The organism is Pseudomonas sp. NPDC090208, assembly GCF_044746785.1.
Taxonomy (GTDB): Bacteria; Pseudomonadota; Gammaproteobacteria; order Pseudomonadales; family Pseudomonadaceae; genus Aquipseudomonas.
The window spans coordinates 83,243-96,893 of the sequence record NZ_JBIVCU010000012.1; the positions used below are offsets into that span (position 1 = coordinate 83,243).

17 protein-coding genes are annotated in these 13,651 nt (G+C 63.7%); 5 read left to right on the top strand and 12 right to left on the bottom strand.

The genetic code is table 11. The features are described from left to right. Positions 1-30: 30 nt before the first annotated feature. Positions 31-1,146: a muconate/chloromuconate family cycloisomerase gene (locus ACIPL0_RS20045; RefSeq protein WP_400598754.1), complete on the bottom strand. Its 1,116-nt coding sequence runs from the start codon at positions 1,144-1,146 to the stop codon at positions 31-33. Between the two features lie 138 nt (positions 1,147-1,284). Between ACIPL0_RS20045 and ACIPL0_RS20050 the strand changes: the two genes are divergently transcribed. Both ACIPL0_RS20050 and ACIPL0_RS20055 read left to right on the top strand, forming a co-directional pair. Beyond that, a complete protein-coding gene (locus ACIPL0_RS20050) occupies positions 1,285-2,160 on the top strand; it encodes a LysR family transcriptional regulator (protein WP_400598752.1) in 876 nt (291 codons plus the stop codon). Positions 2,161-2,440: 280 nt separating this feature from the next. Then, positions 2,441-2,641 (top strand): general stress protein, encoded by a 201-nt coding sequence (locus ACIPL0_RS20055; protein ID WP_400598750.1) that lies wholly within the window; start codon positions 2,441-2,443, stop codon positions 2,639-2,641. Between the two features lie 60 nt (positions 2,642-2,701). Here the strand turns inward: ACIPL0_RS20055 and ACIPL0_RS20060 are convergent, their stop codons facing one another. Next, complete coding sequence (locus ACIPL0_RS20060; protein WP_400598748.1) at positions 2,702-2,866, bottom strand: hypothetical protein; 165 nt, start codon at positions 2,864-2,866, stop codon at positions 2,702-2,704. Between the two features lie 66 nt (positions 2,867-2,932). After that, positions 2,933-3,490, bottom strand: coding sequence for an ATP-dependent Clp protease proteolytic subunit (locus tag ACIPL0_RS20065; protein ID WP_400598747.1), 558 nt, complete (start codon positions 3,488-3,490; stop codon positions 2,933-2,935). 266 nt (positions 3,491-3,756) lie between these two features. Here ACIPL0_RS20065 and ACIPL0_RS20070 point away from each other — a divergent pair, with 266 nt between their 5' ends. From ACIPL0_RS20070 to ACIPL0_RS20080, 3 genes are all read left to right on the top strand, one after another. Then, the gene (locus ACIPL0_RS20070; RefSeq protein WP_400598745.1) at positions 3,757-4,752 is read left to right on the top strand and encodes an aldo/keto reductase; all 996 of its coding nucleotides are present in this window, start codon (positions 3,757-3,759) and stop codon (positions 4,750-4,752) included. A gap of 264 nt (positions 4,753-5,016) precedes the next feature. Beyond that, positions 5,017-6,525, top strand: a complete 1,509-nt coding sequence (locus ACIPL0_RS20075; protein WP_400598742.1) for an NCS1 family nucleobase:cation symporter-1 — start codon at positions 5,017-5,019, stop codon at positions 6,523-6,525. 22 nt (positions 6,526-6,547) lie between these two features. After that, positions 6,548-7,270, top strand: coding sequence for an aspartate/glutamate racemase family protein (locus tag ACIPL0_RS20080; protein ID WP_400598740.1), 723 nt, complete (start codon positions 6,548-6,550; stop codon positions 7,268-7,270). A 579-nt stretch (positions 7,271-7,849) separates the two neighbouring features. On the opposite strand, the gene ACIPL0_RS20085 is transcribed toward ACIPL0_RS20080, so the two are convergent. The 9 genes from ACIPL0_RS20085 to sctI form a co-directional block, all read right to left on the bottom strand. Next, a complete protein-coding gene (locus tag ACIPL0_RS20085) occupies positions 7,850-8,209 on the bottom strand; it encodes a type III secretion protein HrpV (protein WP_400598738.1) in 360 nt (119 codons plus the stop codon). A 2-nt stretch (positions 8,210-8,211) separates the two neighbouring features. Further along, positions 8,212-8,418, bottom strand: coding sequence for an HrpT family type III secretion system protein (gene hrpT, locus ACIPL0_RS20090; RefSeq protein WP_400598736.1), 207 nt, complete (start codon positions 8,416-8,418; stop codon positions 8,212-8,214). Further along, positions 8,415-10,520, bottom strand: coding sequence for a type III secretion system outer membrane ring subunit SctC (sctC, locus tag ACIPL0_RS20095; protein ID WP_400598734.1), 2,106 nt, complete (start codon positions 10,518-10,520; stop codon positions 8,415-8,417). The genes hrpT and sctC overlap by 4 nt, the downstream gene beginning before the upstream one ends. A 1-nt stretch (position 10,521) precedes the next feature. After that, positions 10,522-10,953 carry a type III secretion system chaperone gene (locus ACIPL0_RS20100; RefSeq protein WP_400598732.1) on the bottom strand — a complete coding sequence of 144 codons (432 nt, stop codon included), beginning with the start codon at positions 10,951-10,953 and terminating at the stop codon, positions 10,522-10,524. Then, entirely contained in the window at positions 10,940-11,164 is a 225-nt protein-coding gene (locus ACIPL0_RS20105) for a type III secretion protein (protein WP_400598731.1), read from the bottom strand. The genes ACIPL0_RS20100 and ACIPL0_RS20105 overlap by 14 nt, the downstream gene beginning before the upstream one ends. Positions 11,165-11,250: 86 nt before the next feature. Then, positions 11,251-11,832: a type III secretion system stator protein SctL gene (sctL, locus tag ACIPL0_RS20110; RefSeq protein WP_400598729.1), complete on the bottom strand. Its 582-nt coding sequence runs from the start codon at positions 11,830-11,832 to the stop codon at positions 11,251-11,253. 33 nt (positions 11,833-11,865) lie between these two features. Beyond that, on the bottom strand, positions 11,866-12,438 hold the full coding sequence (locus ACIPL0_RS20115) for a type III secretion protein (protein ID WP_400598727.1): 573 nt from the start codon (positions 12,436-12,438) through the stop codon (positions 11,866-11,868). Further along, positions 12,438-13,241, bottom strand: a complete 804-nt coding sequence (gene sctJ / locus ACIPL0_RS20120) for a type III secretion system inner membrane ring lipoprotein SctJ (protein ID WP_400598724.1) — start codon at positions 13,239-13,241, stop codon at positions 12,438-12,440. Before sctJ ends, ACIPL0_RS20115 begins: the two co-directional genes overlap by 1 nt. Positions 13,242-13,250: 9 nt before the next feature. Beyond that, the gene (gene sctI, locus ACIPL0_RS20125) at positions 13,251-13,628 is read right to left on the bottom strand and encodes a type III secretion system inner rod subunit SctI (protein ID WP_400598722.1); all 378 of its coding nucleotides are present in this window, start codon (positions 13,626-13,628) and stop codon (positions 13,251-13,253) included. Between the last annotated feature and the right edge of the window lie 23 nt (positions 13,629-13,651).

Here is a 13,651-nt window from a genome sequence, read left to right on the forward strand (position 1 = left end):
AAGCCAGCTCCTACAAGGTTTATGCAATCCTCAACGGCGGCTGAAATGCGCCAGTTTGTCCTCATCCAGCGCCAACCCCAGACCCGGTCCGATCGGGATCATCAGTTGGAAGTCGCGGTACACCGGCGCGTCCACCACCACATCCTCGGTCAGCAGCAGCGGGCCGAACAGTTCGGTGTGCCACTCGATCTTGCTCAAGGTGGCAAAGGCATGGGCCGAGGCCAAAGTGCCGACCGCGCCTTCGAGCATGGTTCCGCCGTACAGGGCGATGCCGGCGGCTTCGGCAATGGCAGCAGTGCGCAACACTGCGCGGGGGCCGCCGTTCTTGGCGATCTTCAGGGCGAACACCGGCGCCGAACCGGCGCGGGCCAGGGCGAAACCGTCTTCGACACTTTCGATGGCTTCGTCGGCCATGATCGGTGCCGGGCTGCGGGCGCTGACACGGGCCTGGGCTTCGCGGTCCTGACGCGGAATCGGTTGTTCGATCAGGTCGACGCCGGCATCGCCGAGCATCTGGCAGCCACGGATGGCCACCGCCTCGCTCCAGGCCTGATTGAGGTCGACCCGCACGCTGGCACGGTCGCCCAGAGCGCGCTTGATCGCCGCGACGTGGGCGATGTCCCTGGCCGGCTCACCCGCGCCGATCTTCAGCTTGAAGATGCGGTGGCGGCGGATGTCGAGCATGCGCTCGGCTTCTTCGATGTCTTTTTCGGTATTGCCGCTGGCCAGGGTCCAGGCCACTTCCAGCCCGTCACGCACGCGACCGCCGAGCACTTCGGCCACCGGCAGGTTGAGGCGTTTGCCCAGGGCGTCGAGCAGTGCGGTTTCCACCGCCGACTTGGCGAAGGTGTTGCCGCGTACGCTGCGTTCGATGCGCAACATGGCGGCATTGATGTTGCTGGCGTCCTGGCCGATCAGCAGCGGCGCGAAATGGCTGTCGAGGTTGCTTTTGATGCTTTCCGGGCTTTCATTGCCGTAGGACAGACCGCCAATGGTGGTGGCTTCGCCGAAACCTTCGATGCCGTCGCTGCAACGCAGGCGCAGGATCACCAGGGTCTGGTTCTGCATGGTGTGCATGGCCAGTTTGTGCGGGCGGATGGTCGGCAGATCGACGATATGGGTGTGCAGGCTTTCGATGCGGATCATGGGTAAAACCCCGGCTATACGAGGCATATGGCGCGGGTCCATACCCTCAGTGTTGTCGTTTTTCTGAAATCAAGATTGCGCTCCCGGAACAGGGGGGTCCAATATTAGTTTTATCTGGTTCGATACCTTGGAGGTATGGTGGAGCTTCGTCACTTGCGTTACTTCCGCGTGGTCGCGGAAACCCTCAACTTCACCCGCGCTGCCGAGCAATTGCATCTGGCGCAGCCGCCGTTGAGCCGGCAGATCCAGCAACTGGAAGACGAACTCGGCGTCGCCCTGCTGGAGCGCAGCCGGCCATTGCGGCTGACCGAGGCCGGGCGATTTTTCTACGACCACTCCTCGCAATTGCTGGAGCAGTTGAGCCGGGTCTGCGACGACACCCGCCGCATCGCCAAGGGTCAGCGCCGTTGGCTGGGCATCGGCTTTGCGCCGTCGACGCTGTATGGCGCGTTGCCAGAGTTGATCCGCCGCCTGCGCGCCACTGGCGATATCGAGCTGGGCCTGTCGGAAATGGTCACCCTGCAGCAGGTGGAAGCGCTGAAAAGCGGGCGTATCGACATCGGTTTCGGCCGGATTCATATCGATGACGCGGCGGTGGTGCAAAAGGTGATTCGCCAGGACCCGCTGGTCGCCGCCCTGCCCGCCGGGCATCCGCTGCTGGCGGCACCGGTCAGCCTCGAACAACTGGCCGGCGAGCCGTTCGTGCTCTACCCCGGCAATGTGCGGCCCAGCTACGCCGACCACGTGCTCAACCTGTTCAGCCGCAACGGTTTGAAGATCCGCGTGGCGCAGATGACCAACGAGCTGCAGACCGCCATCGGCCTGGTCGCTGCCGGCGTCGGCATCACCCTGGTCCCCGCCTCCGTGCAACGCCTGCACCGCGACGACATTGGCTACACCCCGCTGCTCGACCCGCAGGCCACCTCGCCGATCATCGTCAGCCACCGGGTGGGCGATGAGTCGGCGGTGCTGGCGTTGTGTCTGGGGTTGATTGATGAGCTGGGTAATGCCTGATGAACGCAATTCATTTGTAGGAGCTGGCTTGCCCTGCGAGCGGCGACGAAGTCGTCGTAAATCCGGTAAATGCGGTGTGTCAGACAAACCCTGCATGCAGGATTTACGACGAGTGCCTCGCCGCTCGCAGGGCAAGCCAGCTCCTACACAGAGTCCGCGTTTGAATGGGAAGTCCGTTTGTCAGGTCACCCTTCGATTATTTAAACCAACGCCCGGCCTGCCTATCCCACATAAGGCGAGCCACATGACTCGCCTCCTTAACAACAATAGGTACGCAATCATGGCTAACAGCGGAAAAACCAACCCAGGCAACTTTGCCAACGATCGTCAGAAAGCCTCTGACGCCGGCAAGAAAGGCGGTCAGGCCTCGGGTGGCAGCAACGTTGCCAGTGACCGGCAGAAAGCGACTGACGCTCAACGCAGCGATGCCAATAAAAAAGGTGGCTCGATGCCACAAGGCGGCGCAGGCCGTAAATCCTGATCAAGGTTTGATCGGTGAACATGAGCGAGGGCGAAAGCTCTCGCTCATTTGTTTGTGGCATCACTCATCCGGGTTGATCAGCGGCACCGTGGCGTCTCGGTCGAACTGAGAGCCCGGGTCTTCGTTGCCCGGATCGTTATCGACGTCCACTTCCACCTCTTCTTCCGGCTTGACCGCACCCTGCCGTGCAGGTGATGACTGTGTCTGTTGTGTCTGGCTGTGCATCACGGCGTCCTCGTTTTTATTGTGTGGCGAGCGCAACTGGCGCCCTGCCCGTTCTGTGCATTGAGCTTAGCTGCCGCTGACGGTCCAGTGCACCGCGTCGTCGGCGAACTGCATCTGTTCGACCCGATGAGCGATGCCGCAGGCCACCGAATCCTCGGCACGGATGACCTTCTCTTCCGCCGACAGGCAATGGCCGATGTCCAGCGGGTGCCGGGCGCCTTCGGTTTCGCTCAAGTAAATGTTCACGTAACGCTGCAGGTCGTTGTCCAGGCTGCGCAGGTATTCGCGCAGGCGGGAGTGGTCCACCGAGTTCTGGCTGAAATACCAGGTCATCGGGTGAATCAGAAAACGCGAATGCGGGCAGGCGATTCGCTCGCTGGCCGCGAGGAACATGACGATGCCCATGGATTCGATATTGCCGCTGTTCAGCGCGCGGATCGGCACCTTCAGCGATTTCAGAAAGTTGTACAGGGTGAAGCCCAGCGCGGTGCTGCCGCCGGCGGTGGACAGGTTCAGCAACAGGCCGGTGGCGCCTTTTTCCAGCGCCTCCAGGCAACGGTCGCGGAAATGCTCGGTGGTGGTCTGATCGACCCCGCAATGGAAATGCACGATGTGCTCGGTCATCTACTGCCCTCCGTTCACCGGATATCGACACGACCCTGCAAGGTTGGGAGCCGCAGGGGCGAGAAAAGTTGCATGGTTCGCCATATCACCCACCTGTAGGAGCTGGCTTGTCCTGCGACCGGCGACGTAGTCGTCGTGAACCCATACGCATTGGCCGTGTCAGGTAAACCGTGTGCGCAGGTTTTACGACGACTCCGTCGCCGCTCGCAGGACAAGCCAGCTCCTACACTGCACGATCTGTACTCCACACCACACAGGAGCTCTCCATGAGTCTGCACGACACCATCATTGGTCGCCTCGGGTTCGGCGCTGCGCCGCTGGGCAACATGTTCCGCAGCATCAGCGAGGAGGAAGCCGCCGCCACCGTGCAGTCGGCCCTCGATCAGGGCATCCGCTATTTCGACACCGCGCCGCTGTACGGCTCCGGCCTGTCGGAGCTGCGTCTGGGCAAGGCGCTGGCCCATCTGCCCCGCGACCAGTACACCCTCAGCACCAAGGTCGGCCGGCTGGTGTCGGACGAACTGGACACCGGTACTCGCGGCGGCCCGTTCAGTGATGGCCTGCAGAACAAGATCCTCACCGACTACTCGGCCGACGCCACCCTTCGCTCCATCGAGGCCAGCCTCAAGCGCCTGAACACCGACCGGCTGGATATCGTCTTCGTCCATGACATCGCCCAGGACGCCCACGGCGACGAGTGGATCGAGCATTTCAACGTCGCCCGCAAAGGCGCGTTCCGGACCCTCACCCGCCTGCGCGAAGAAGGCGTGATCAAGGCCTGGGGCCTGGGCGTGAACCGCGTCGAACCCTGCGAGCTGACCCTGGATTTGAGTGAAGCACAGCCTGACGGTTTTCTGCTGGCCGGGCGCTATTCGTTGCTCGACCACGACCAGCCGTTGCAGCGCCTGTTCGCCAAGGCCCGCGAGCACAACGCCGAGTTCGTCGTCGGCGGCCCGTACAGCTCGGGCGTGCTGGTCGGCGGCAGGCACTTCGAATATCAGGAAGCGCCGCAGGCGATGCTGGACAAGGTCGCGCACATCCAGGAGATCGCCCGGCAATATCAGGTCGACATCAAGGCCGCTGCCCTGCAGTTCGTGCTCGCCAATCCGTTGGTGGCGGCGGTGATTCCCGGTGCCAGCCGGCCTTCGCGGATCACCGAGGACGTCAGTGCGCTCAACGCCCAGGTGCCGGACGGGTTCTGGCAGGCAATGCGCGATCAGGGGTTTATCGCCCCGCAGGCGCCGGTGCCGTTCAAAGGTTGACCATAGCCCCGTGTAGGCGCTGGCTTGTCCTGCGACCTGGCGTGAAGCGGCAGTAAATTCAGAGCACGCGGTGTGTCAGGCAGTCCGCAGTTGCAGGATTTACGACGGGTTCCCCGCCGGTCGCAGGACAAGCCAGCTCCTACACAGAAACCATCGCCTATGAACCATCTGTAACGTCTTCGTTGACTCATCTGTTATTTCAGTTAGTCTTGCCCGCGCACTGTATACAAAAACAAATACAAATAGCGCCGGAGATTGTTGAACATGCCAGTAGACAACGCCCTGGATACAAGCCTTGCCGCCCGTGCCTCAACTGCCGAATACCCCGCCCTAAGCCCCCGCCTGCATAACCATGACCTGGCCCCCCGGAAAGCCGAGGGCAGAACATGGGGTGGATACAGTATCTTTTCTTTGTGGACCAATGATGTACACAATCTTGCCAACTACTCCTTCGCCATCGGTCTCTACGCCCTCGGGCTCGGCGGCTGGCAAATCATGCTGTCGCTGGCCATCGGCGCCGGCTTTGTCTACCTGTGCATGAACCTCACCGGCGACATGGGCCAGAAGACCGGCGTGCCGTTTCCGGTGATCAGCCGTGCCAGCTTCGGCATCTTCGGCGCGCAGATTCCAGCGCTGATCCGGGCAGTGATCGCGATTGCCTGGTTCGGCATCCAGACCTACCTCGCCTCGGTGGTGTTGCGGGTGCTGCTCACGGCGCTCGATCCGGCCCTGGCCGTCTACGACCATGACAGCTGGCTGGGCCTGTCGAGCCTGGGCTGGGCCTGTTTCGTCAGTATCTGGCTGGTGCAGTTCGTGATCCTCGCCTACGGCATGGAAACCGTGCGCCGCTACGAAGGCTTCGCCGGGCCGGTGATTCTGGTGACCGTCGCCAGCCTTGCGGTGTGGATGTACAGCCAGGCCGGCGGGCACATTGCCTGGTCGATCAAGCAGCCGCTCGAAGGCATGGAAATGTGGCGCAGCATCTTCGCCGGCAGCGCCCTGTGGCTGGCGATCTACGGCACGCTGATCCTCAATTTCTGCGATTTTTCCCGCTCGGCACCGAGCAAGAAAATGATCCGCAAGGGCAATTTCTGGGGCCTGCCGATCAACGTGCTGTTGTTCGCCTTCATCACCGTGATCATCAGCGGCGCGCAGTTCTCCATCGACGGCACCGTCATCGAAAGCCCCACCGACATCATCAAGACCATCCCCAACACGTTCTTTCTGGTGCTGGGCTGCCTGGCCTTTCTGATCGTTACCGTGGCCGTGAACATCATGGCCAACTTCGTCGCCCCGGCCTTTGTCCTCAGCAGCCTGGCGCCGCGCCACCTGACCTTCCGCCGCGCCGGCATGCTCAGCGCCATCGTCGCGGTGCTGATCCTGCCGTGGAACCTGTACAACAGCCCGCTGGTGATCGTGTACTTTCTCTCCGGCCTGGGCGCCCTGCTCGGCCCGCTGTACGGCGTAATCACCGCCGACTACTGGCTGCTGCGCAAGGGCCGGGTCAACGTGCCGCAGTTGTATACAGAAGATCCGGCCGGCGCCTATCACTACAGCCGTGGCGTCAACCTGCGCGCGGTGGCGGCGTTCATTCCGGCGGCGCTGATTTCCATCATCACCGCGCTGGTGCCGGCGTTCGCGTCGGTGTCGCCGTTTTCCTGGCTGATGGGCGCGGCCATTGGCGCGGCGCTGTATCTGCTGTTGGCGGATCGCCGCAAAACCTTTAAAGATGTCAGCGGCGAAGCCATCGCCGTGCAAGACGTTCAGCACTGAATCCGAGCAAGAGACCTTCCCCATGCGAATTTTGATCGTCAACGTCAACACCACCGAATCGATGACCGACACCATCGCCGAGCAGGCACGCAGCGTCGCCTCCCCCGGCACCGAGATCATCGGCCTGACCCCGCGTTTCGGCGCGGAATCGGTGGAGGGCAATTTCGAGAGCTACCTGGCGGCCATCGCCGTGATGGACCGGGTGATGTCCTACGAAGGGCCGTACGACGCGGTGATCCAGGCCGGGTATGGCGAGCATGGCCGTGAAGGTCTGCAGGAGTTGCTGGAAGTGCCGGTGGTGGACATCACCGAAGCCGCCGCCAGCCTGGCGATGCTGCTGGGCCACAAGTACTCGGTGGTGACCACCCTGGACCGCGCCGTGCCACTGATCGAAGACCGTCTCAAGCTGGCCGGCGTCTATGAGCGTTGTGCGTCGGTGCGCGCCAGCGGCATGAGCGTGCTGGAACTGGAAGAACACCCGGACCGCGCCGTTGAAGCCATCGTCGAACAGGCTGCAGCAGCGGTGGCCGACGACAAGGCGGAAGTGATCTGCCTGGGTTGCGGCGGCATGGCCGGCCTGGACCAGATGATCCGCGACCGCGCCGGCGTGCCGGTGGTCGACGGCGTGACCGCAGCGGTGGCGCTGGCCGAATCGCTGGTGCGCCTAGGCCTGAAAACCTCCAAAGTGCGCACCTACGCCACGCCACGTACCAAGAAAGTGATCGGCTGGCCGTTGCGTCCCTGAATGCACCGGAACGGCTACGGAATCCAGCAGACAACACACAGCACAAACCTGTGGGAGGGAGCTCTGCTCGCGATAGCGTCTGTCCATGCAATGCCGTGTTGACTGACCCACCGTCATCGCGGGCAAGCGCGCTCCTACGGAACTGCGAATACTCCCGCTTTTGCTTCTGGCCGCAGGCCGTGGGAGGGATCCGAGGTTACGAGGGTCGCGAATGCGGTGTGTCAGACAAATCGCTTTCGCGACCCTCGCAAACTCGGATCCCTCCCACAGGGGATTTGTCTCGGTCAAGCTAGCATCACACCTGCGTAGGAGCGCGCTTGCCCGCGATAGCGTCAGTCCAGGCAATACCGTACCAACTGACCCACCGCCATCGCGGGCAAGCGCGCTCCTACGGGCCTGCGAATACTCGCGCTTTTGCTTCTGGCCGCAGGCCGTGGGAGGGATCCGAGGTTACGAGGGTCGCGAAGGCGGTGTGTCAGGTAAATCGCTTTCGCGCCCCTCGCAAACTCGGATCCCTCCCACAGGGGATTTGTGTCGGTCAGGCTAGCATCACACCTTCGTAGGAGCGCGCTTGGCTTGCTACGAATTCCCCTCGCTCAGATGCTCCAGCCCCGCCAGCAGCAGTTCGTGGCGGCGGATGCTGTCGAGGGTGACGGGGGATTCGCTGGTCGTCGACACCGCGTGCCAGACCACGAAGTCGCGCTGGACGTCGAGGAACAGGAAGTAGTCGTTGAAGCGCTCGGCCTGAACGAAACGCCGCTCCAGCGCATCGCGCAGTTGTTCCGGGCGCAGCGCGCGGCCTTCGATGTGCAGAGCGATGCCCCAGTCCTGGTGTTCGCGCCGACTGACAAAGGCCACGCCGTTGGCCACCGGCCAGATCGCCGCGCGTTCGGCGACCACATGGGCGTAGAACGCGGTTTTTTCCGATACCCGAATCATGCTCAATCCCTTAATGGCACCACGGTGAAGTCCTGCTCGTGATCTCGCTCGTCAATGCCCTGGCGCATGTCCGGCGGCCACCAGATCACCAGTTCGCGGTCGTTGGAGTCCGGCCGCTTGCAGGCATCGCCCGAGCAGCCGGAATGGCTCGCGCAACCGCCCAGCAAGGTCAGCAGCGCGCACAGCATGAGGTAACCGCGCAGGTTCATCGGGTGGCTCCCTTGAGCAGTGACGGCCGGTTCTGTCTGGCCTGGGTGGAGATCTGCGGCTGGCGCACGGCGATGTAGATTTCGCTTTCCGCTCCCGGCTGCAACCAGGCGTGGGGCCAGGCGCTGACGCCCATCACCCAGCGCCCGCCACAGCGGCTTTCGTCGATGCGGACCGGCTTGCCGCTGTCGTTGTGCGCCACCACCACGGCAATGCCCCAGTCCTTTTTGGCAAACCACTGCGAGCGCTGGCGGTCCAGGCTCAGCCCCTGGCCCGGATCGCACAGGCTGTCGGCCTCGAACGGCAAGGCTTCGCCGCTGCTGAAGCCCACCGGCGCCACGCCGTCGAGCAACTGGGTGAAGGCGTTCTGCACGTCGCTGCGGGTCGGCTCTTCGCCGCCGTCGCGGCGCTGTTTGATGCGTTTCATCTGCTCATCGATGTCGTGGGGGTTGCCCTTCTCCACGTAACGCGCCGGGTTGACCTGATCGCCGATCAACCGTGGCGTGAGGATGAACAACCGCTCGCGCTTGTTCAGCTCGCGGTCACGGGACTGGAACAGCAACTTGCCGATCACCGGAATGTCGCCCAGCAGCGGGATCTTGTTGACCTTGTCGGTGGTTTCCAGGCTGTGGAAGCCGCCGATCACCAACGAACCGTGCTCGGCGATCACCGCCTGGGTGCTGACGTTGCCCTTGCGCACGGCCGGCTGATCTTCGTTGATCTGCGAGGTGTCGATCTGGCCGTCTTCGATGTCGACGATCAACTGCACCTGGGATTCACCGCCCTTGTCCAGCGAGCGGGGGATCACCTGCAAACTGGTGCCAGCGGTGATCGGCTGAATGTTGGCGACCCGCTCGGAGGTGGCGGTGAGGTATTCGGTGCGGCTGAAGTCGATCACCGCCGGCTGGTTTTCCAGGGTCAGGATCGATGGGTTGCCGATCACCGAGGCGGCGCCATTGCCTTCCAGCGCATGCAGGTCGGCGGCGAACTTGCCGGCGTCCTGAATGAACAGCGTCGAGCTGGTGCCCTGCTCGAACAGGTTGGCCCCGCCGCTCACGCTGCCGGATTTGAAACTCCAGCGGCTGGACAGTTGCGCCAGCTCGTTGCGGTCAATGTCGAGGATCACCGCATCGATTTCGATCAGGTTGCGCGGCGTGTCCAGTTGCTTGACCAGTTTCTGGTACATGGCCTTGCGCTTGGGCAGGTCGTAGATCAGCACGGTGTTGTTGCGCACGTCGGCGCTGACGCGGATCTTCGCCCGGCTGGCAGAGTCGCCGCTGCTGCGTTTGCCCTTGCCGAGGCTGCCGAGCAGGCGATCGACGCCCTGCTGCAACTGGCCGGTGTCCATCACGCTGTCGTCGACGCCGCCATAGTTCATGCCGGCAAGCCCGGTGCTGCTGCCCAGGCCGCTGGCACTGCCGGCGCCGCCCTGGAGCAGGCTGACGCCATTGATCGAGGCACCGCGCGAGCGGGTTTCCAGGAGCTCCTGAAGGATGCTGGCGACGCCGGAAACAGTCAGCTCCTGGTCGCGATAACGGATGGTGCGGTCGGCGGCGTTGGCGTACTTGAGCGGCAGCACGATCACGTCCTGCTTCTCGGCCTTCTCCGGCGCCTCGACCTTTTTGCTGTAGGTGCGCACAAAGTCGACGTATTTGGCCGGGCCGCGAACCAGCACCACGCCTTCGTCGGGCAATGCGCCCCAGCCGAAACGCTTGTCCAGCAAGCCGACATCGGACAGCGCCTGTTGCAGGTCATCGACCGCTTCCGGCGAGACTTCCAGCCGCGCCGAGGTCTGCGCGCTGGTCGGGCTGACGTAGAGGGTGTCGTTGTAGACGAACCACTGGAAGTGATACTGCTGGCCCAGGCGGTCGAGGAATTCCTGCGGGTTCTGTGCCCGCACCCGCCCGTCGAGGGTGCCCTGCACCTCCCCCATGTCCAGGCCGATGCCGAATTCCTTGGCGAAGTCAGCCAGCGCCGTGCGCAGCTCGGTCTGCCGCGCATCGTAGGCGTACGCCGTGTGTTTCCAGGCATCGGGAACCGCTGCCAGTGTGGGTGTGGTCACCCCGATCATCAGCAAAGGCAACCACATCAAGGCCTTGCGCATTTCACACTCCCGCTTGCCAGGTGTTGAGGGTGGCGCGCGGCAACGACCCGGCCGTTGCGTCGCGCATGGAGGTTTGCAGCAGGCTGAGCATGGCGGCGCGCTGATTGGCCAGACGCTCCATCCGTTCGAGCAGGCGCGGCGCATCACAGGGATCGGCCAGCCAGTCGAGCAGCACCACGCAGCGGGTTTCCGGGTCGATGGCCAGCGCGCCTTCGCAAGCGCAGGCGACGCTGGCGCCGCCCTGCACCAGCAGCGCTTCCAGGCGCTGCGGATCGCTGCCGTCATAAGGGTCGAGCACATCCAGGCTCAGCCGTACGCCCTGCCCCACGACGGCCAGCCGGGCATTGCCGTCGTCGATCCAGCAGTCCAGCGGTGTGAGCGGACGGCGCTCGCACCACTGGGCCAGGATCGCGCTGAACTCACTGAATTCCATCGATGATGGCTTTGGTGATGCTGTGGTGGGCGCGCAGGCTTTCGTTGTTGATGATGTTGGCGACGCTGGCCTGCTGCGAGGCATCGGTGAAGGCCAGCAAATCGTCCATCGTCGGGTTTTCCGCGGCGCCTTCGATGGCCTCGTCCATGTCCGTGCGGGCGCGGTCATAGGCGTGGTCGACATGGTTCTGCATGGATTTGAAGCTGATCATGACAGGGGCTCCTGTTGTGGATTCATCCCCTGAGTGGAGCCCGGGCCCGTGGCGGTTCCATCAAAAACCGTGCGCCGGCAAAAAACTCACGACGCTGGCGCAAGCCCGAGCAGGCCGCGACGCAGGCTGTCCCAGTCAATGTCCAGCGCGCCGTTGGCATCGCTCAGATGCAGGCTCAGCGGCGCCATTTGTGGATCGCCCTTGAGCTGCCAGTGCCCGGCAAAACGGCTGTCCTGCAACCACTCGGTCAGGCTTTCCAGCATCTGCGGATGGCAACTCAAGGTCGCGGTTGTCTCGCCCGACTGACTGTCGGCCAGTTGGCGCAGCAGCGCCCTGACCCGTTCGCCCAGCGAGGCTTCATCCAACAGGCGGCTCAACGTGCCGGTCAGCAATTCCTCGACGGCGATCAGGCACTCACGCTCCAGGGCCAGACGCTGCTGCGCCATGCCGTCCAGCACCGCGTTGGCTTGCAGCCAGAACTGCGCCAGCGCCTGATCCATCTGTTGCTGCGCCTGAGTCGCGGTGTCTTCGAGCAACTGCTCGGCTTCAAGGCGGGCGCTGCCCAGCACCTCGCTCGCCAGCTGGATGTCGGCCAGCACCTCGCGGCGCAGCAGCGGTTGAGTCAGCACGGCGCTGGAGGACAGTGCGAGGCGGCGTTTGGCGAGCATGGGAAACGTCCTGAAGACAAGAGAGAAAGCGGTCTAGGCCGCAGCGATGCGCCACAGCACCGACTGCCACAGGGTGTGCAGCTTGTGTGCGGGCAGTTCGGGCAACGCTTCGTCTGGCCAGTCCGCCAGCACCTCGGGCGACCAGGCCAGACGCAGGCGCGACCAGCAGGCCTCACCGACCCAGGCCGCCAGCAGCAGCCGCGGATCATTCAGGCCCGGCACCAGCCACACGCCGGGGCGCAGGGCCTTGGCTACCGAGCGACACCAGGCTTCGTGCTCGGCGCCGTGGTCATCCGTCATCGCCGGATTGAGCGGTGCCAGACAGATTCGCCCCGCCAGCGCCAACGCCTGTTGCTGCTGCGCGGCGCTCAATGCCAGCCATTGCAGCAGCGCAGCCACCGGTTCCGGCGGCTGCGCGGGCTGGATGCCGACACTGTGGAGAAAGGCGCCATGCCGGCTGCACAACAGCCCGGCGCAGAGGTCCGGCGACAGATCGCTGGCGGCGGCGAATCGCGCCAGCCAGTCCGGGTGCGCCCACTGCCAGGGCGCGCACCACCATTGAATCCAGCGTTGCCCGGCGTCACCGACCGCCGCCTCGACAGACATCACGTCCGCACCGGCAGACCGGAACGTTCGCCACGGCGCAGGCCGATGCGCTGCAACAGCGCCTCGCGCCAGTCACTGCGCAGCCCCAGGGCCAGCAGCACGATCAGCAACAACACGGCGAACGGCGCGATCCACAGCAGGGTTTTCCAGAAACTCAGTTGTTCGCTGTTGAGCAGAAACGGACCAAAGCCGACCAGCCGTTCGGTGTCCTGAAACTCCGCCGCCGGCACGAAGACGATGGCGAATTTCTTTGAGTCCAGTGGCTCGCCGGACATGCCTGGAATACTGCTGGCGACCATCTGCTGAATACGCCCGCGCACGCTGTCCGGGTCCAGCGCGGCGGTGTGTTTGATGAACACCGCGGCCGACGCCGGCTGCACCGGCTCACCGGGGGCGATACGTTCGGGCAGCACCACATGCACCCTCGCCACGATCACCCCGTCGATCTGTGACAGGGTTGCTTCCAGCTCCTGGGACAGCGCGTAGATGTAGCGCGCGCGTTCTTCCAGTGGGGTGGAGATCACCCCTTCCTTCTTGAAGATTTCCCCCAGACTGCTGCGCGCCCGTCTGGGCAGACCGGCGGCGTCGAGCACGCGCACGGCACGATTGATTTCGGCGGTGGGCACGCTGATCACCACCCCGGTTTTTTCCATGCGTTTATGGGCGTCGATGTGCTGGTCCGCGAGGCTGGCGATCACGTCGTTGGAGTCCTGCTCGGACAGGCCGCTGAACAGGTCGGTATCGTCGCTGCAACCGCTGAGCAGCAACATCAGGCACAGCACGCCCGCCGTCAGATATCTCACGTCAGGCCCCTATTGCAGGTTGGTCAGCTTGTCGAGCGCCTGGGCGCTCTTGTTCACCACCTTGGTGGTGATGGCGGTCTGCAGCGAATACTGCGACAGCGAGCGACTCATCTGGGTGATGTCGGTCGGGTCATCGCCGCTGGCGGCCTTCTTCATGCTGCGCACCGCCTTGCGCGACAGTTGATCGCTGTTGCCCAGCCGTTCGGACAGGGCGCTGGCAATCTGCTCGGCGAGATGGCCGGACTGCGCCGTCATGTCGTCGGGGCGCAGGGCGGCATTGAACAGGTCGACATCCGCCTGGGAAGGCCCGTTCACCAGTCCATGATCCAGATGTGACTCAAGATCGGGGGATGGCGATTTGAGTTGATTGATGGTGGAAAGGCTCACGGGGATTCTCCGGCAGGCGGTGT